The organism is Streptomyces sp. NPDC018019 (assembly GCF_044327805.1).
Lineage (GTDB): Bacteria > Actinomycetota > Actinomycetes > Streptomycetales > Streptomycetaceae > Streptomyces.
The window spans coordinates 1-16525 of sequence record NZ_JBIRGD010000041.1; the positions used below are offsets into that span (position 1 = coordinate 1).

A 16525-nucleotide genomic window follows, 5' to 3' on the forward strand; every position below is an offset into this window, starting at 1 on the left:
GCCACCAAGGGCGAGCTGGCCCGGAGCATCGTCCGCCGATGCCTGGCCGCGGGCCTGCCCGCCGCCTGGGTCACCGCGGACGAGGCTTACGGACAAGGCGACGTACAGCGGTCACCAACTTGCCGAAGCAGCGCGGGCTCAGTCCCGTGAACGGACCTATCCAGGACGGCACCGACGCCGTGATCACACCAGCCACGCCAAGATCATCCCAGTCGTGACCAGCCGTTACGGGACAGCCTTTAAGCGAACGTACAACGTCCCCGGAATTACCGGGCTCACCGACAGCTCGCCGGGCGACACGTGAGAGGTTTGTTCTGTCGACTCACGCTCTCCGATTTGTTCGGGTAGCCGCCCCGGCCCGCCTCGGTGCTTGAACGTGTACCAAATGGCGAAGAAGGCGCACGCAAGTTGTGGTGCCGGTGCGCAACATAGCCGACGATCGCCGGTTAGCCAAACCGGCGATCGTGTGGAGTATGGATGCTGTTCACATTCGGCTGCGCTTGGCGGTGGGCTATGTGAGCGCAGTAGCAACTAAACGGAGCGGCACAGGAGGTAGGCAAAGGTTTCTCTCGGCTGCTATGTGGCGCCTGCAACGGGGTATATCGGTATATCACGCCACCCTCGCTCAAATCGCGCAGGTCACTTCGTCATAGGCCAAAAGATCTAGATGCGTACTGCATCTTCACCTGCGGCCACCTTCAACCACAAAGGCTGCCCATGTCGTCACACTCGTCGTCGGACTTCGTGCCGCCGTCAGGATCGCAGGAAGCGGTACGCAGTGCGTTCTTGGATGTGAAGGACGCCGCGCTCTACCTCGGACTCTCACCTCGTCCTCTCTACGTTTGGCGGCACCGGCGGCACGGTCCACCGAGCTTCCGCATGGGACAGCGGGGACGCGTCATGTATTGACAGGAAGCGCTTGACGCATGGATGAGAGAACAAGAAGAGGACGACTCGCGCACCAACACGGACTTGAGGCCCGCTGAATGCGGCTCCGCAATTCCGTTCTGCCCCCCCCATACTGCTGATGGCTCGGCTTAATCGGTTCGCCCGCTCTGAACTCTTGAGGAACGTTTGGCTGGCTACATAGAAGACCGCTGGGTAAAGAAGAAGGATCCAGCAACCGGGAACCGGGAGCGCACCGTCCGATACGGTAAAGGGTCCAGGTGCAGGGTTGCTGGTATACCCGGCGTCAGGGACAAGTTATTCGACACGCTTGAAGACGCCAAAGCGTGGCTGCGCAGGTCAGGTACTGACAGCGAACTTGGCGAATTCGTGGACCCTCGGGACGGCCCCATCACCTTGGCCGACTACGCAACTCGGCACTGGCAGTCGGGTGTCCGGGGAGCCCCGGGAACAGTCAAGCGCGTTGATGAACGCGTGTGGATGCACATCCTTCCTCACCTTGGTACGGTGCCTCTGCGGGATATCGTCCCGTCGACGCTGCGCGCTTACATCGCCAGCCTCGAAAGCGAGTGCTCACCTCGTTACGATCGGCAGATTTCACATCTCTGTCTGCCATCCTCGAGACTTCCATCGACGACAAACGGCTGGTGCGCAACCCGATGCGGGCCAAATCGGTGCGCTGGCCGAAAGTACCGGACGATTTGCGTGAAGCCTCGCCGCTTCAAACCGCACTGCAGGTGCGCGATGCGATTCGCGAGCGCTACCGGATAGCTGTCGTGGTTGCGCTGGGCTGTGGACTGCGGCAAGGTGAGGTCTTCGGCCTGTCCCCGGATGGCGTCGACTTCGCCCGTGGAATCATCCGCGTCCGCCGACAGGTGCAGCTGCTGCACGGACGCCTGTACTTCACCTTGCCCAAGGGCGGCAAGACCCGGATTGCGGACATGCCTCAGTCGGTCGCTTCAGAGCTGGCCGAGCACTTCGCAGAGTACCCCGCCGTCGAAGTCGAGTTGCCCTGGTGAGGACCCGAGCCCAAACAAAAAACGAGAAAGTTCCCCCTCGTGTTGACCACGACCTACAGCAACGCCGTACGCGCAAATATCTTCAACGTCGAGGTCTGGAAGCCAGCTCTGGCCGCGGCCGGTGTCATCCTCATGCGGGAAAAGGGCTGACGGTGGCAGGTTTCCCGCAAGGACGGCTTTCACGTCCTCCGGCACTACGCCTCAATCATCCTCGAAGCAGGCGAGTCCGTGGTCACGTTGGCGCGCTGGCTCGGTCATTCCAGCCCTACCATCACGCTGGATCATTACGCCCACTTCATGCCCGAGGCTGGCGGCAAGGGGCGCAAGGCCGTTGATACGTGGCTCAACCAGGTGCCCGCAGCGGCTTAACCGTCCAGGCGGCTTTGCCCCGGTGGTACCCGACAAGGGTGGGTGCAGCACTCGCTGCGCCCACCCTTGCCCATGCTGCCCTTCCGATGGTCCCAGTCATCACTCTTAGTGACGCAGAGCGCTGGTCGTCGGGCCGGGTGCGCCGGGGCGAGCAAGCGGTGCATCGGTACCTCGGCAGAGGTCGGTTGAGCTCATTCTCCCCAGATTCTCCCCAGCGGCCCGAAGCGGATGTGCTGCTGGCGCTTCCGCAACCTCCGGCTGGCAGCTCGCCTGCGCCAACACCGATTACTCAGAGCCAGTCCCGCCGCTTGAAGATGGCGTACAAACCGGTACACACAAGTGCCATCAGCACGATGGCGAACGGGTAGCCGAACACCCAGTGCAACTCCGGCATGTGCTCGAAGTTCATGCCGTAGATGGTGCCGACCAGGGTGGGGGCGAAGAGGATGGCGGCCCAGGAGGAGATTTTCTTGATCTCCTCGTTCTGCTCGAAGCCGGCCTCCGCCAGGGCGCGCATTTCGGCGTTCTGCTGCTGGTTCACGAGGGTGGCGTTGACGGTGAGGATGTCCTGGAGGGCCTGCCGGAAGCCGTCCACGCGCTCGGTGGTGTGGGTGGCGTGGTCGGCGACGTCGCGGAGGTAGCGGCGGAGTTCCTCGTCGATTCCGTATTTCTCGAAGCCGGCGGTCAGGCTCTCCAGCATGCCGTTCAGGGGGCGGGTGGCACGCTGGAATTCCACCACCTCGCGGGAGAGTTCGTAGATCCGGCGGGAGACCCGGGGGTCGCCGCCGAAGACCTCCGTCTCGATCTCGTCGATGTCGTTCTGGACGCCGGAGATCACCGGTGCGTAATCGTCCACGACGGCGTCCAGGATCGCGTAGAGGACCGCCTCGGGACCGCGCTTGAGCAGTTCCGGGGCGGCTTCCATGCGGCGGCGTACGGAAGGCAGGTCGGGGGCGCCGCCGTGGCGGACGGTGATGACGAAATCGGGGCCGACGAAGACGTGCAGCTCACCGAACTCGACCTCTTCGGGGTCGTCGAGGTAGCGGGCGGCGCGCAGGACGACGAAGAGGGTGTCGCCGTAACGTTCCAGTTTCGGCCGCTGATGGGCCTCCAGCGCGTCTTCGACCGCCAGCGGGTGAAGGTCGAATTCCGAGGCCAGGGTGACCAATTCGGAGGACGACGGCCGGTGCAGACCGATCCAGGCCATGGAACCGGCAGTGGTGCGCAGGTTACGGAAGGTGTCGGCGAGAGTTTCGTGGGTACTGAGGCGATAGCCGTCGCGGTAAAGAGTGGCGTTGATGACACTGCCGGCGGGCGCCGGGCCGCTATCCGGAGTCTGCGGACCGGGTGCGGCGTCGGCGGGCGGAGCGGCGGACGCGGGCCGCTTCTTGGCGGGCTTGCGGAGCCCGCGCAGGGCGCGCAGCCCGCGGCCGGGAGGATCAGTGCTCATGGCGGAACCGACCTCCGTGGACAGATGGGGTGAACAGGAACACGAGAACTCGACGCAGGATATATGCCTAGGGTGTCGGCACTGCTCAGTGCCCATGGTGCAGGATGGAGGAAGCAAGTGACGCCATCCGTGTGTCGCACACGAAGGCGTATATGCGGGTATCCCTACAATTGCGCGATGCAGATACCAAGGTTGTTCAGTGCCCCTCCGGGAGAGGTGATTCGGTGAACAGGCCCGACGCCACCGACGAACAGTGGGAAGGGCTCGCCGAGGTCGTTCCCCTTCGCAGCGGTAGTGAATGGCCTTCATGGCCCGACCACCGTGCCCTGCCCGACGAGGAACCGGGCGAGGAGATGCGGCGGTTCGTCGTCATCCGGGTGCAGACCTTCGCCGACGCGCGGGAGGTCGCCGAGTACCTGATGGCGCAGATCCCGGTCCTGCTGGACCTCAGCAGCGCCGATGCCGACGTGGCCAAGCGCATCCTGGACTTCTCCAGCGGCGTCGTCTTCGGGCTCGCCAGCGGCATGCACCGGGTCGACACCAACGTCTTCCTGCTCGCGCCCGTCGGTACCGAGGTCGCCGAGCCGCCGGCCGGTGCCGTACCCCGATCGTAGGAAGGCGTTGCAGCTGTAACGGTTTTGCGTTCGCCGGTTGCCTAGCGTCCTCGTATGGACACAGAAAGTGTGCGCCCGGCGGTCACCGAGTTACGTCTGTCCGCCTTCAAGTCGCATCGCGGCGCGACCCTCCCGCTGGGCCCGTTGACGCTTCTGACGGGCGGGAGCGGCAGCGGAAAGTCCAGCGTCCTGCAGGCGTACGAGATCCTCGCCCGGCTCGGCAGCGGCGCCCGGCTCAACTGGGCCGTGGCGGCTGCGCCGGGCGGCGCGGTCGGCTGTGTACCGGCGTGGGCGCGCCCCGACGAACAGGGAAGACGCGGGTTCCGTATCGGTTGCACGGTGGACGGGCCGGTCGGTCCGGTCCGGCTCGACGTCGCCGTACAGGCCGAACCTGAGCTGCGGATCGTCGGGGAGCGGCTGACCGGCGGCGGCGAGACGCTGTTGTCCACGGCGCTGACGGATCCGGCTCGGCGCGCGGTCCAGGCGGCCTGGTACACGGCCGGATCGACACCCGTGACGCGCGCGCCGCTGCCCGACGACCGGCTGGGTACAGCGCTGCTGCCGCTGCGTGTGGCGGGCAAGACGGCGGGGCAGCGGCTGGTGCTGGCGGCGGCGGAGCAGATGGTGGTGGCGCTCCGGTCGGTGTTCGCGTGTGATCCGCGGCCGGAGGTGATGCGCGGGGCGGGGCCGGGGGGCGGGGGTGGTGGGGGTGCGGGGCTGGGTGCGGAACCGGGTGATCACTTGGGCGGTAGCGGAGGTGGGGCATGCTCCGGAGGCGGGAGCGGCGGTGCGGCTGGGAGCGGCGCTCGTACGGGGGGCTCTCGTGTGACCGGTGGGCGTGGTGCTGGTGGTCGTACGGGAGGTGGTGGGGGCGGTGGCCCTGGAGGGCCGGGTGGGACTGGTGCGGCTGGGGGGAACGCGGGCACTGGTGCGTGGGGAGAGGGGCTTCTGACAGGAGGGTTTGCAGTCGCGGCCGGTGGCGATGGGACGGCGGATGACGGGAGCGCCTTGCAGGGGAGCTGGGGGTGGTCCGCCGGTGACGGGCGACTGCGTACCGCCTGCGACAACCTGCCCGCCGTACTGGGGCGGACGAGCCGGGAGTGTGCGCGACGGCATGCCGTGCTGGTCGAAGCGGTGCGCGACGGGTGCGTCGGGCCGGTCGCGGGGCTGCGGGCCGAGCCGGTGGAGCGCGCGGGGACGGTCGGCATACGGGCTCTGGTCGAGCGCGGCACGCTGCCGGCGATGCCGCTGGAACAGCTCGGCGACGGGGAGCTGCGCTACGTCGCGCTGGCGCTGGTGCTCCTGACGGGGCCGGAGGTGCTGGCGATGGACCCGGTGGGCGAGGTGCTGTCCGCCCGCCAGGTGCTGGGGCTGCTGGCGGACGGGATGGACCGGAGCCTCGACGACCGGCAGGTACGTGCGTTGCTGGAACTGGCGGTGCGGATGGTGGGGCGCGGACACGTCCGGCTGCTCGGGACGGTACGGGACGGGGCGGTCGCCGACGGGCTGCCCGGGGTGCAGGTGCTACACCTAGGAGTATGAGTGAAGATCTTCATGCATTGCAGCGGCGGCTGGCGGACTTCGCGGCCGCCCGGGACTGGGGTCAGTACCACACCCCGAAGAACTTGGCGGCGGCGCTCAGCGTCGAAGCCTCCGAACTCGTCGAGATCTTCCAGTGGTTGACGCCGGAGGAGTCGGCGAAGGTCATGACCGACGCGGCGGCGGCCGGCCGGGTCGAGGACGAGGTCGCCGACGTGCTGGCGTACCTGTTGCAGTTCTGCGACGTGCTGGGCATCGATGTGCTGCAGGCGCTGGCCGCGAAGATCGAACGCAACGAGACGCGATTCCCGGTGAAGGGGGCCGAACGAGCCAATCGTCACTCTATGGAGTGAAGGATCTTCCTGCATCGTCTTGGTTGTCCACAGATTTGCGAATTCCTCTGGCCTTTTTGGCCTTTCGCGTTCACGCTGGGTAGTGGCAGGTAGGTGCGGCGAAGCTGACGGTGGTCTGAGGGAGGGGGTCGCGGATGGACGCGGTGCGCATCATCGCGGCCAGTCGGCGCGGTCTGGCACAGGCACGGACGGTCGAGGAGATCGTCGTCGAGGCGTGGCAGGCACAGGCTCTGGCCGAGGCGGTGGGCAGCCATCTCGCGATAGCAGGGCCGCACGAAGTGCGGGCCCGGGCCCGGGGATTGGGCGATGCGGGAGGGAGGACGAGCGCGGCGTTGCTGGTCCCGGCGCCACGGACGGGCGGGCCGCGGGCGGCCCAGCTGTCCGAGGTGCGGGACACCCGGGCGGCGCTGCGGGGACTGTCCTGGCTGCTCGGCGAGGTGTGCGAGGCGTTGGTGGGGGTGGTCTGCGCCGCGGACGAGGAAGGAATGTACTGGACCTGCGTGGAAGCCATGGACGTCGCCGATGAGTCCCGGGACCGGGTGGCCGGGATCTTGAAGTACCTCGCCGTACGGGAACGCGACACGGCCTGAAGGGAGCGCACGCCGGCGCAGGCTCCCTGACACCACCCTTGTGCGCCGCTCGGGGGCGGGGTGGGTCTGGTGGGGTGGTTGTGAGTGGGGTGGGGGCGGGTGGGCGATGTCCGGCCTGGTTATCCGCGGTGACGTATGGCTTGGTCGTCCGCGGCGCTGCCTCGCTTGGTCATGCCCGGGTATGTCCGACCTGGCCGTGGCCATGCTCGGCTGCGCCTGGCTCGGTGGGGGGAGGGGCGGGGGCGGGGGGAGGGCCCCCGGAGGGTCCAGGGAGCGATTGCGGGTTCTGGTGACTGCGGGGCTGGGGGCGGACGAGAAGGTGCTGGCACGATCGTCTTCGCGACCACCCCGGGCTGCACGTCGAACCACCTTCCACGCGGCTTCGGCCTGGTACGTGTGGGGCCATCTGCCGCTCGGTTTCGGCCTGATACATGTGGGGCCATCTGCCGCGCGGTTTAGGCCAACAGCGCGGCGCACACGATCGCCGCGGCCACGATCGGGACGTTGATCCAGAAGACCGACCGCCAGCCGAAGGCGTCGACCAGTCCACCACCGAGGGTCGGGCCGAGCGCCAGCGCCAGCCCGGCCATCGAGGCGAAGATCCCGATGGCCCGTGCCCGCTCGGCGGCACCTGTGAACGTGTTCGCGACGATCGCCATGGCCACCGGGTTGAGCATGGTCCCGCCGACGGCTTGCAGCACACGCGCCGCGATCAGCCAGCCGATGCCGGGCGCCAGTCCGTACAGCAGCGACCCGAGGCCGAAGGCCGCGAGACCGGTCTGGAAGATCCGCCGCCGCCCGAGCCGGTCGGCGGCGGACCCGGCCAGTACGAGGAATGCTGCCAGTACGAGGAACGCTGCCAGCACGAGGGTGTAGGCATCGGCCGTCCACTGCAGGCCGGTCTCCGAGGCATGCAGGTCGCGGCCCATCGTGGGAAGGGCGACGTTGACGATGGAAATGTCCATCACCACGACGATGATGCTGGCGCAGCAGATCGCGAGCACCAGGAACTTGCGGCGCGGGCTCGGTTCGGAAACCGCGGTGGGCGAGGGCGCTGATGAACTCATGACCACGACGCCAGGATTCAGAGCGTGCTCGAAATCAAGCCGAACTTGGCACCCGGCGCCGCCGAGCCGAAGGCGCGACCCAGCGCCGTACCCGCAGAAGGCGTGACCACCGCCGAGGCGGCCCGCCGCACCGGGGTGAGCGTGCACACGCTCCGGTACTACGAGCGCGCCGGCCTGGTCGTCAGTCCCATCGACCGCACGAGCGGCGGTCGCCGCCGGTACGGGGAACTCGACCTCAAGTGGGTCGTCATCTGCACGAAGCTGCGCGCCACCGGCATGCCCATCAGAGGTATCCGCCGCTACGCCGAGCTGGTCGCGGCCGGACCGGGCAACGAGGCGGAACGGCTCGCCCTCATGGAGGCCCACCGCGCCGATGTGCCGGCCAAGCAGGCGGAGACGCAGCAGAACCTGAAACTCATCGAGCGCAAGATCGCCATCTACCGGGGCAGCCTGGCTGCCGGTGACGCCGGCCGGCTCTGGTCACCTGTCCAAGACACTGCCGGACGGCGCGAGGGCGGCAGCGCAAGCTGAGGCCGCCGATGCCCCGCGGACAGCCCCACGCCGCGCATGGGCACGTCTGTCGAGGTCGTGAAGGCAGTCGTCTTCCTCGCGTTCGACGCCGCCTATACCCACGGCGTCGAACTCGCCGTGGGTGGCGGCGGATGCCGGCTCTGACGGGCATGAAGGCGGTCGGCTGACCGAACGGCTCACGGGGGAGTGAGCGGCATGACGGTCATCGGCTTGTGGCCGGCCACTTCCGTGGACAGCGAGTACTGCTTCCAGCCTGGCGCGGATCGAACTCCACCCCGATCACCAGGGACGCGGCATCGGCAGTCGGCTCTTTCGCGGTCTCCTGCGCCAGGCTCGCCGGGAGGGCCGTGATCTTACGCTGGACGTTTTTGCCGTCAATCGAAGAGCCCGGGCTCTCTATCGGCGGCTGGGGCTGCGCGAGGTCACCCGGCACGGCGAAAACGACATCAAGGTCAGTTCGACAATGGCTCGTAGTCCTGGCCGGCCCCGGAATTGAATGGGTGATGTCATCTGGCCGGGGTTGGGTTGCGGGTGTGGGAGGGGGACGGAGTTGTGACAGGGCATGCCTTTTTGGCGGCAGGCCGTTGCGGGGTCAGCGCATGTCGATGCTGACGGTGTTGTGTGCGGTGGCGGGGGCGTAACGGGAATTGCCCGCGAAGGTGGCGTCGTAGCCGGCGGTGAGGAGTTTGACGGCGGATACGGGGAGTGGGGGCAGGCCGGGGTTCTTGCATTCGGCGTAGCCGTCGGGGTCCGTGGTGGCCTTGCACAGGAGGGCCTTTTCTCCGGACACGGTGAACTTCACCGGCAGGCCAGCTACCGGGGTGCCGTCGACTTCGCTGAACTTCGCTTTCAGGCCGCTGGTCCGCCGGGCCAGAACGTCGAATGAGCCGGATTCGGCCGTCGCGTGCAGACGCTTGGGGGCGGGGCGCTGCTCCCGGTGGTCCAGGGCGGAGGCCGCGGTGACGGTGAGGGCGCTGGCCAGGGTCAGTGCCGTGATGGAGATCGCGGTCGCGTGGGTGACGGGACGAGGCACGTCATACCTCTTTCAGTAAGTCGTAACTCCGACTTACCGATCAACGTGATGGCGTTTGAGAAGGGTGCGCGATGTGGGCCGGTTGAGCCGAAAGAGTGAGATGCGGTGTTGGGGCGGCAGGGTCCGGAAGTGCGTTTATGGGTGCGGGGGCGGGTCCCAGAGGGGCCCATCTGCCGGTGCCGGGTGGTTGCCGGAACGGGGCGGTGGAGAGCGGGTGGGTTGCTTTTGAGGGGTCCACACGGCGGACTCCCTGACACCGTTGTTGTCAGGGAACCGGACGCCCGCCCCCACCCGGCCGCACCGCTACCGCCCAAGAATTCCCCGGACAGCGGGGCCGCGGGCGCGGTGCGAGACTGCCGTAGGAGGTGAGCACCATGGCCGGGGAAGCCTTTGCGGACGCGTACCCGGGTGTCGAGGGCTACGGAATGCTCGAAACGCTGCTGGAGCACGCCCAGCGCGCGGCGCCGACGGACATGCCCGACCTGGTGAACCGGCATGCCGCGGCGCTCGGCCTGCGGCACGTCAGCCTCTATCTGGTCGACATCCAGCAGCGGCAGCTGTGTCCGATGAGCAGCGGACAGTCGGCACTGTCCGTGGACTCCTCCAACGCCGGATGGACGTACCGCACCCTGGCCATGCGGGTGGAGGACATGGAGGGCCCCGAGGGCGGAATCCGGGTCTGGTTGCCCCTGGTGGACGGGGTGGAGCGGCTGGGTGTGCTGGAGGTGCGCACTGACCTGCTGGACAGTGAGCGGATGCGCCGCTGCCGTACGCTGGCGGCGCTGCTGGCGCCCATCGTCACCTCGAAGCGGGCCTACAGCGACACGTTCGTACGCCAGGCGCGTACGCAGCCGATGCAACTGGCCGCGGAGATGGTACGGGCGTTCCTGCCGCCGCGCACGATCGGCAACGAGCAGGCGGTGTCCACCGCGGTGCTGGAGCCCGCGTACGAGCTGGGCGGCGACGCGTTCGACCACTCCATGACACAGAGCACGCTGCACGCCGCCATCCTCGACTCGATGGGCCACGACCTGGCCGCCGGTCTGGCCACCTCGGTCGCCCTGGCGGGCTGCCGCAGCGGACGGCGGGCCGGGGCGGACCTGCGGGAGACGGTGGACACCGTCGACCAGGCGCTGTCCCAGTGGCTGCCGGACCGGTTCGCCACCGGTGTCTTCCTCCAGCTGGACCTGACCGACGGCCGGCTGCGCTGGATCAACTGCGGCCACCCGCCGCCGCTGCTCATCCGCCGGCACGCCGTCCTCGACCACGCGTTGGAGCGGCCCGGCCAGCTGCCGCTCGGCCTGCCCGCGGCGCTGGCCGAGGAGCCCCGTACCGTCCATGTGGCGGATCTGGAGCCGGGCGACCGGGTGCTGCTCTACACCGATGGGGTGACCGAGGCCCGGGACTCCCACGGCAGGCTCTTCGGCCTGGACCGGTTCACGGACACCATCATCCGGGCGACGGCGGGCGGCGAGCTGGCCTTCGAGACGCTGCGCCGGCTGATCCACTACATCGTCGGCGACGAGGGCAACGAGCTGCGCGACGATGCCACCATGCTGCTCGTGGAGTGGTGCCCGGGGCCCTGGGGGCCGGGCGGGGACGTGCCCGCCGGGTGACGCCGCGGGGTTGACGCCGGCGTGCCCGCGGGCCCCTCCTCCGAGCCGCCCCGGCAGGTCAGGCGACCTGCGGCATGACCTCGGAGGCGATCAGTTCCAGCTGGTCGAGGTCGGTCAGGTCGAGCATCTGGAGGTAGACCCGCTGGGAGCCGACGGCCTGGAAGCGGCCGAGGCGTTCGACGACCTCGGCGGGGGAGCCGGCCAGCCCGTTCGCCTTCAGTTCCTCGACCTCGCGGCCGATGGCGTCCGCGCGCCGCTTGACCTCCGCGTCGTTCTTGCCGACGCAGGCGACCAGGGCGTTGGAGTAGACGAGTTCGTCGGCGTCCCGGCCGCGCTGTTCGGCGGCCGCCCGGACCCGCTTGAACTGCTGCTCGGTGGCGTCCAACGAGGCGAAGGGGATGTTGAATTCGTCCGCGTACTCGGCGGCGAGCGCCGGGGTGCGCTTGACGCCGTGCCCGCCGATGAGCACCGGCACCTTCGGCTGGGCCGGCTTCGGCAGCGCGGGCGAGTCGGCCAGCTGGTAGAACGTGCCGTCGAAGCTGAAACGTTCGCCGACCGGTGTCTCCCACAGCCCGGTGATGATCGCCAGCTGTTCCTCCAGGCGGCCGAACTTCTCCTTGGGGAAGGGGATGCCGTACGCCTTGTGCTCGTCCTCGTACCAGCCGGAGCCGAGGCCGAAGTCGATCCGGCCGCCGGACATCCGGTCGACCTGCGCGACCTGGATGGCGAGCACGCCGGGAAGGCGGAAGGTGCCGGCCGTCATCAGGGTGCCGAGCCGGATGCCGGTGGTCTCCCGGGCCAGGCCGGCCAGGGTGATCCAGGCGTCCGTCGGGCCGGGCAGCCCGTCGGTGCTGCCCATGTGCAGATAGTGGTCGGAGCGGAAGAATGCGCCGTACCGCAGGTCCTCGGCGGCCCGGGCGACGCGGAGAAGGGTGTCGTAGGTGGCCCCTTGCTGGGGCTCGGTGAAGATCCGGAGTTCCATGCCGCCCATCTTGCCCTGCACGTGCCGGGAGCCGGGAACAGGCACGGCATCGGGGGCGGCGGCGGTGCGGTCCGCAGGCGTCCGCGGCGCCCCGCCCGGCTCCCGCTCCATCCCTGCCCTCACCTGCGAAAAGGTTTTGTCGGGATCGTCCTCGTCGGGCCATACTCGTACGCGTGTTCCTGACGATGACCACCACCGGAAGCAACGGGCGGCCCGCGACCGACCTGGGGTTCCTGCTGCACAAGCACCCCGGCAGGGCGCAGGCGTTCTCGACGGCGTACGGCACGGCCCATGTGTTCTACCCGGAAGCCGGCGACGACCGGTGCACGGCCGCGCTGCTCCTGGAGGTGGATCCGGTCGCGCTGGTGCGGCGCGGCCGGGGCAAGGGCCGCGGCGGCGCCCCGGACTCGGCGCTCGCCCAGTACGTCAACGACCGCCCGTACGCGGCCTCTTCGCTGCTGTCCGTGGCGCTGAGCACGGTCTTCGCGAGCGCGATGAAGGGGCAGTGCAAGGCGCGCCCCGAGCTGCCCGCGCAGCCGCTGCCGCTGCGCCTCGACCTGCCCGCCGTGCCCGCGCGCGGCGGCGCCGGCCTGGTGCGCCGGCTGTTCGAGCCGCTGGGGTGGACGGTACGGGCCGAGCCGCTGCCGCTGGACGCGGCGTTTCCGGAGTGGGGCGACTCGCGGTACGTACGGCTCGGCCTGGAGGGCGAGCGCACGGTCGCCGAGGCGCTGCGGCACCTGTACGTGCTGCTGCCGGTGCTGGACGACGCCAAGCACTACTGGGTCGCGCCCGACGAGGTCGACAAGCTGCTGCGGGCCGGCGAGGGCTGGCTGGCGGACCACCCCGAGCAGCAGCTCATCACCGGCCGCTACCTCGCCCGCCGCCGGTCGCTGACGCGCGACGCGCTGGAGCGGCTGGAACTGGCCCGGCTCGCCGAGGCGGACGACACGGCCGTCGAGGAGATCGACAACGCGGTGGAGGAGACGGCCGACACCGAGGAGCGGCCGGTGCCGCTGGCCGTGCGGCGGCGGGCCGCGATCCTCGGCGTCCTGCGGGAGACTGGGGCGGCGCGGGTGCTCGATCTGGGCTGCGGGCAGGGCCAGTTGTTGGCCGAGCTGCTCAAGGACGGGCAGTTCACCGACATCGTCGGCCTGGACGTGTCGGTGCGCGCCCTCCAGGAGGCGCGGCGCCGGCTGCGGCTGGACCGGATGCCCGAGCGGCAGTCCGAGCGGCTGCGCCTGGTGCAGGGCTCGCTGGCGTACACCGACGCCCGGCTGAAGGGGTACGACGCGGCCGTGCTGAGCGAGGTCGTCGAACACGTCGATCCGCCGCGGCTGTCCGCGCTGGAGTACGCGGTCTTCGGCGCGGCCCGGCCCCGCACGGTCGTGGTGACGACGCCGAACGCCGAGTACAACGTGCGCTGGGAGTCGCTGCCCGCCGGGCACGTACGCCACCGCGACCACCGCTTCGAGTGGACGCGGACGGAGTTCGGCGCGTGGGCCCGGGAGGTGGCGGAGCGGCACGGGTACGAGGTGGAGTTCCGGCCCGTGGGCCCGGACGACCCGGAGGTGGGGCCGCCGACCCAGCTGGCGTGCTTCCGGGCGGTGGAGCCCGGCGCCGCGCGGCCCGCCGCGCGCACCTCCGCACCGGCGGACACCCCGACCGCTTCCGCCGGCACCGCAGCACCCGCCGCCGCTCCCGCCCCGACCGTCCCGGCACCCGCGAAGGAGGCCCAGGCATGACCGGCACCACCCCCGCCACCCGCCCCGGCGGCGAGGACGGCGGCGGCCGTACGGACCGCCGCCCGCTGGGCGTCCCCGACCTGTGCCTGGTGGCGCTCGTCGGCGCCACCGGCTCCGGCAAGTCCACGTTCGCCGCCAGGCACTTCAAGCCGACCGAGGTGCTGTCCTCGGACTTCTGCCGCGGGCTGGTCAGCGACGACGAGAACGACCAGAGCGCCAGCGGTGACGCCTTCGACGTGCTGCACTACATCGCGGGCAAGCGGCTCGCGGCCGGCCGGCGGACCGTCGTGGACGCCACGAACGTGCAGTCCGAGGCGCGCGCCCAGCTGGTGAAGCTGGCCCGCGAGCACGATGTGCTGCCGGTGGCCATCGTCCTGGACCTGCCCGAGGAGGTGTGCGCCGAGCGCAACGCGGCCCGCCCCGGCCGGGCCGGGCTGCCGCGCCGCGTCATCCAGCGCCACCAGCGCGAACTGCGCCGCTCCCTGCGGCACTTGGAGCGCGAGGGCTTCCGCAAGGTGCACGTGCTCAGGGGCGTCGAACAGGTCGAGGCGGCGGAGCTGGTCACCGAGCGGCGCTTCAACGACCTGCGGCACCTGACCGGCCCGTTCGACATCGTCGGCGACATCCACGGATGCCGCGCCGAGCTGGAGACGCTGCTCGGGCGGCTGGGCTACGAGATCGAGCGGGACGCGCTCGGCCGCCCCGTGGACGCCCGGCACCCGCAGGGCCGTACCGCCGTCTTCGTCGGCGACCTGGTCGACCGCGGGCCGGACAGCCCCGGTGTGCTGCGCCTGGTGATGGGCATGGTCGCGGCCGGGCACGCGCTGTGCGTCCCGGGCAACCACGAGAACAAGCTCGGCCGCTACCTCAAGGGCCGCAAGGTGCGGCACAGCCACGGGCTCGCCGAGACCGTCGCGCAGCTGGAGGCCGAGGACGAGGCGTTCCGCGGCGAGGTCGCCGCCTTCATCGACGGCCTGGTCAGCCACTACGTGCTCGACGGCGGGGCGCTGGTGGTCTGCCACGCGGGGCTGCCGGAGAAGTACCACGGGCGTACGTCCGGCCGGGTGCGGTCCTTCGCGCTGTACGGCGACACGACCGGCGAGACCGACGAGTTCGGGCTGCCGGTGCGTTACCCGTGGGCCGAGGAGTACCGGGGCCGGGCCGCCGTCGTCTACGGGCACACCCCGGCCCCGCGCGCCAGCTGGCTGAACAACACCATCTGCCTGGACACCGGCTGTGTCTTCGGCGGCCGGATGACGGCGCTGCGCTGGCCGGAGCGGGAACTGGTCGACGTACCGGCCGAGCAGGTCTGGTACGCGCCGGCCAAGCCCCTGGCCAGCGAGGCGCCGGGCGGTGCCGACGGGCGTCCGCTGGATCTGGGCGACGTCGCCGGGCGGCGGACCGTGGAGACGCGTCACATGGGCCGGGTCGCCGTCAAGGAGGAGAACGCGGCGGCGGCGCTGGAGGTGATGAGCCGGTTCGCGGCCGATCCGCGCCTGCTGCCGTACCTGCCGCCGACGATGGCGCCCTGCGCGACGTCCAAGGAGGACGGTTACCTGGAGCACCCGGCCGAGGCGTTCGCGGCGTACCGGGCGGACGGCGTACGGGAGGTCGTGTGCGAGGAGAAGCACATGGGCTCGCGGGCCGTGGTCCTGGTGTGCCGCGACGAGACGGTGGCGCGGGAGCGGTTCGGCGCGGCGGCGGGGGTGAGCGGCGCCGTCTACACCCGGACCGGCCGGCCGTTCTTCGCCGACCCGGCCGTCACCGAACAGGTGCTGAAGTCCGTACGGGAAGCCGTGGACGGCGCGGGCCTGTGGGAGGAACTGGCCGACCCCGCCGCGGCCGGTGACGGGCACTGGCTGCTGCTGGACGCGGAGCTGCTGCCGTGGTCGCTGAAGGCGTCCGGGCTGCTGCGCGGGCAGTACGCGGCCGTCGGCGCGGCGGCGGGTGCCGCCTTCCCCGGGGCGCTGGACGCGCTGGAGGCCGCCGCGGCCCGTGGCGTCGAGGTGCCGGAACTGCTGGCGAGGCAGCGGGAACGGGCCGCGGACGCCGCCGCGTTCACCGAGGCGTACCGGCGCTACTGCTGGCCGGTGGACGGCCTGGAGGGCGTGCGGCTGGCACCGTTCCAGATCCTGGCCGCGCCGGGCCGCAGCCTGGCCGCCGTCCCGCACGACGGGCAACTGGCCTGGCTGGACCGGCTCGTCGAGCACGACGGTACGGGCCTGCTGCGACGTACCGGCCGCCTGGTCGTCGACACGGAGGACGAGGCGTCGGTCGCGGCCGGCGTGCGGTGGTGGCTCGACCTGACCGCCGCCGGTGGCGAGGGCATGGTGGTCAAGCCGCTGGGCGCGCTGGTGCGCAAGGGCGACGGCCGGCTCGTACAGCCGGGCGTCAAGTGCCGCGGCCGGGAGTACCTGCGGATCATCTACGGCCCTGAGTACACCCGCCCGGAGAACCTGGAGCGGCTGCGCGTACGGCACCTGGGCCACAAGCGTTCCCTCGCCCTGCGCGAGTACGCCCTCGGCCTGGAGGCGTTGGACCGCCTGGCCGACGGCGAGCCCCTGTGGCGGGTGCACGAGGCGGTCTTCGCCGTCCTGGCGCTGGAGTCGGAGCCGGTGGACCCGCGGTTGTAGGGCGTCGGCGCAGCAGCTGCGCCGGGCCATCGCACACCGTGACGACGGTGCGCGATGGCGTCCTTGCCGTGCGAAGCGGCT

13 protein-coding genes and 2 pseudogenes are annotated in these 16525 nt (G+C 70.2%); 10 read left to right on the forward strand and 5 right to left on the reverse strand.

The window, feature by feature from the left end:
- Nucleotides 1–76 precede the first annotated feature (76 nt).
- A pseudogene (locus ACH4FX_RS39355) lies at nt 77–196 on the reverse strand (IS5/IS1182 family transposase); the annotation flags it as partial.
- A 1279-nt stretch (nt 197–1475) separates the two neighbouring features.
- Between ACH4FX_RS39355 and ACH4FX_RS39360 the strand changes: the two are divergent.
- Nucleotides 1476–1925: a hypothetical protein gene (locus ACH4FX_RS39360; protein ID WP_398486319.1), complete on the forward strand. Its 450-nt coding sequence runs from the start codon at nt 1476–1478 to the stop codon at nt 1923–1925.
- 658 nt (nt 1926–2583) lie between these two features.
- On the opposite strand, the gene ACH4FX_RS39365 is transcribed toward ACH4FX_RS39360, so the two are convergent.
- Entirely contained in the window at nt 2584–3744 is a 1161-nt protein-coding gene (locus ACH4FX_RS39365; protein ID WP_398486320.1) for a magnesium and cobalt transport protein CorA, read from the reverse strand.
- Nucleotides 3745–3968: 224 nt separating this feature from the next.
- Between ACH4FX_RS39365 and ACH4FX_RS39370 the strand changes: the two genes are divergently transcribed.
- The 4 genes from ACH4FX_RS39370 (at nt 3969) to ACH4FX_RS39385 (ending at nt 6840) form a co-directional block, all read left to right on the forward strand.
- Entirely contained in the window at nt 3969–4358 is a 390-nt protein-coding gene (locus tag ACH4FX_RS39370; RefSeq protein WP_398486321.1) for a cell division protein SepF, read from the forward strand.
- Between the two features lie 54 nt (nt 4359–4412).
- Nucleotides 4413–5900, forward strand: a complete 1488-nt coding sequence (locus tag ACH4FX_RS39375; protein WP_398486322.1) for a biotin transporter BioY — start codon at nt 4413–4415, stop codon at nt 5898–5900.
- Entirely contained in the window at nt 5897–6250 is a 354-nt protein-coding gene (locus ACH4FX_RS39380) for a nucleotide pyrophosphohydrolase (RefSeq protein WP_398486323.1), read from the forward strand. Before ACH4FX_RS39375 ends, ACH4FX_RS39380 begins: the two co-directional genes overlap by 4 nt.
- Nucleotides 6251–6384: 134 nt before the next feature.
- On the forward strand, nt 6385–6840 hold the full coding sequence (locus ACH4FX_RS39385) for a DUF6099 family protein (RefSeq protein ID WP_398486324.1): 456 nt from the start codon (nt 6385–6387) through the stop codon (nt 6838–6840).
- A gap of 455 nt (nt 6841–7295) precedes the next feature.
- On the opposite strand, the gene ACH4FX_RS39390 is transcribed toward ACH4FX_RS39385, so the two are convergent.
- Nucleotides 7296–7907 carry an MFS transporter gene (locus tag ACH4FX_RS39390; protein WP_398486325.1) on the reverse strand — a complete coding sequence of 204 codons (612 nt, stop codon included), beginning with the start codon at nt 7905–7907 and terminating at the stop codon, nt 7296–7298.
- 24 nt (nt 7908–7931) lie between these two features.
- On the opposite strand from ACH4FX_RS39390, the gene ACH4FX_RS39395 reads away from it, so the two are divergent.
- On the forward strand, nt 7932–8438 hold the full coding sequence (locus tag ACH4FX_RS39395; RefSeq protein ID WP_398486326.1) for a MerR family transcriptional regulator: 507 nt from the start codon (nt 7932–7934) through the stop codon (nt 8436–8438).
- Nucleotides 8439–8664: 226 nt separating this feature from the next.
- Nucleotides 8665–8934: pseudogene (locus tag ACH4FX_RS39400) on the forward strand (GNAT family N-acetyltransferase); the annotation flags it as partial.
- A gap of 96 nt (nt 8935–9030) precedes the next feature.
- Here ACH4FX_RS39400 and ACH4FX_RS39405 read toward each other — a convergent pair.
- On the reverse strand, nt 9031–9471 hold the full coding sequence (locus ACH4FX_RS39405; protein WP_398486327.1) for a hypothetical protein: 441 nt from the start codon (nt 9469–9471) through the stop codon (nt 9031–9033).
- A gap of 374 nt (nt 9472–9845) precedes the next feature.
- On the opposite strand from ACH4FX_RS39405, the gene ACH4FX_RS39410 reads away from it, so the two are divergent.
- A complete protein-coding gene (locus ACH4FX_RS39410) occupies nt 9846–11087 on the forward strand; it encodes a PP2C family protein-serine/threonine phosphatase (RefSeq protein WP_398486328.1) in 1242 nt (413 codons plus the stop codon).
- Between the two features lie 58 nt (nt 11088–11145).
- On the opposite strand, the gene ACH4FX_RS39415 is transcribed toward ACH4FX_RS39410, so the two are convergent.
- Nucleotides 11146–12069: an LLM class F420-dependent oxidoreductase gene (locus tag ACH4FX_RS39415; protein ID WP_398486360.1), complete on the reverse strand. Its 924-nt coding sequence runs from the start codon at nt 12067–12069 to the stop codon at nt 11146–11148.
- 173 nt (nt 12070–12242) lie between these two features.
- On the opposite strand from ACH4FX_RS39415, the gene ACH4FX_RS39420 reads away from it, so the two are divergent.
- Together ACH4FX_RS39420 and ACH4FX_RS39425 are read left to right on the forward strand one after the other, a co-directional pair.
- Nucleotides 12243–13811: a 3' terminal RNA ribose 2'-O-methyltransferase Hen1 gene (locus ACH4FX_RS39420; protein WP_398486329.1), complete on the forward strand. Its 1569-nt coding sequence runs from the start codon at nt 12243–12245 to the stop codon at nt 13809–13811.
- Nucleotides 13808–16444 (forward strand): polynucleotide kinase-phosphatase, encoded by a 2637-nt coding sequence (locus ACH4FX_RS39425; protein WP_398486330.1) that lies wholly within the window; start codon nt 13808–13810, stop codon nt 16442–16444. Before ACH4FX_RS39420 ends, ACH4FX_RS39425 begins: the two co-directional genes overlap by 4 nt.
- Nucleotides 16445–16525 lie beyond the last annotated feature (81 nt).

Excerpts from the sequence above, each read along its gene's own strand:
- ACH4FX_RS39365 (WP_398486320.1), bottom strand. The coding sequence starts at position 3,744 with ATGAGCACTGATCCTCCCGGCCGCGGGCTGCGCGCCCTGCGCGGGCTC.
- ACH4FX_RS39375 (WP_398486322.1), top strand. The coding sequence starts at position 4,413 with ATGGACACAGAAAGTGTGCGCCCGGCGGTCACCGAGTTACGTCTGTCC.
- ACH4FX_RS39380 (WP_398486323.1), top strand. The coding sequence starts at position 5,897 with ATGAGTGAAGATCTTCATGCATTGCAGCGGCGGCTGGCGGACTTCGCG.
- ACH4FX_RS39385 (WP_398486324.1), top strand. The coding sequence starts at position 6,385 with ATGGACGCGGTGCGCATCATCGCGGCCAGTCGGCGCGGTCTGGCACAG.
- ACH4FX_RS39390 (WP_398486325.1), bottom strand. The coding sequence starts at position 7,907 with ATGAGTTCATCAGCGCCCTCGCCCACCGCGGTTTCCGAACCGAGCCCG.
- ACH4FX_RS39410 (WP_398486328.1), top strand. The coding sequence starts at position 9,846 with ATGGCCGGGGAAGCCTTTGCGGACGCGTACCCGGGTGTCGAGGGCTAC.
- ACH4FX_RS39415 (WP_398486360.1), bottom strand. The coding sequence starts at position 12,069 with ATGGAACTCCGGATCTTCACCGAGCCCCAGCAAGGGGCCACCTACGAC.
- ACH4FX_RS39425 (WP_398486330.1), top strand. The coding sequence starts at position 13,808 with ATGACCGGCACCACCCCCGCCACCCGCCCCGGCGGCGAGGACGGCGGC.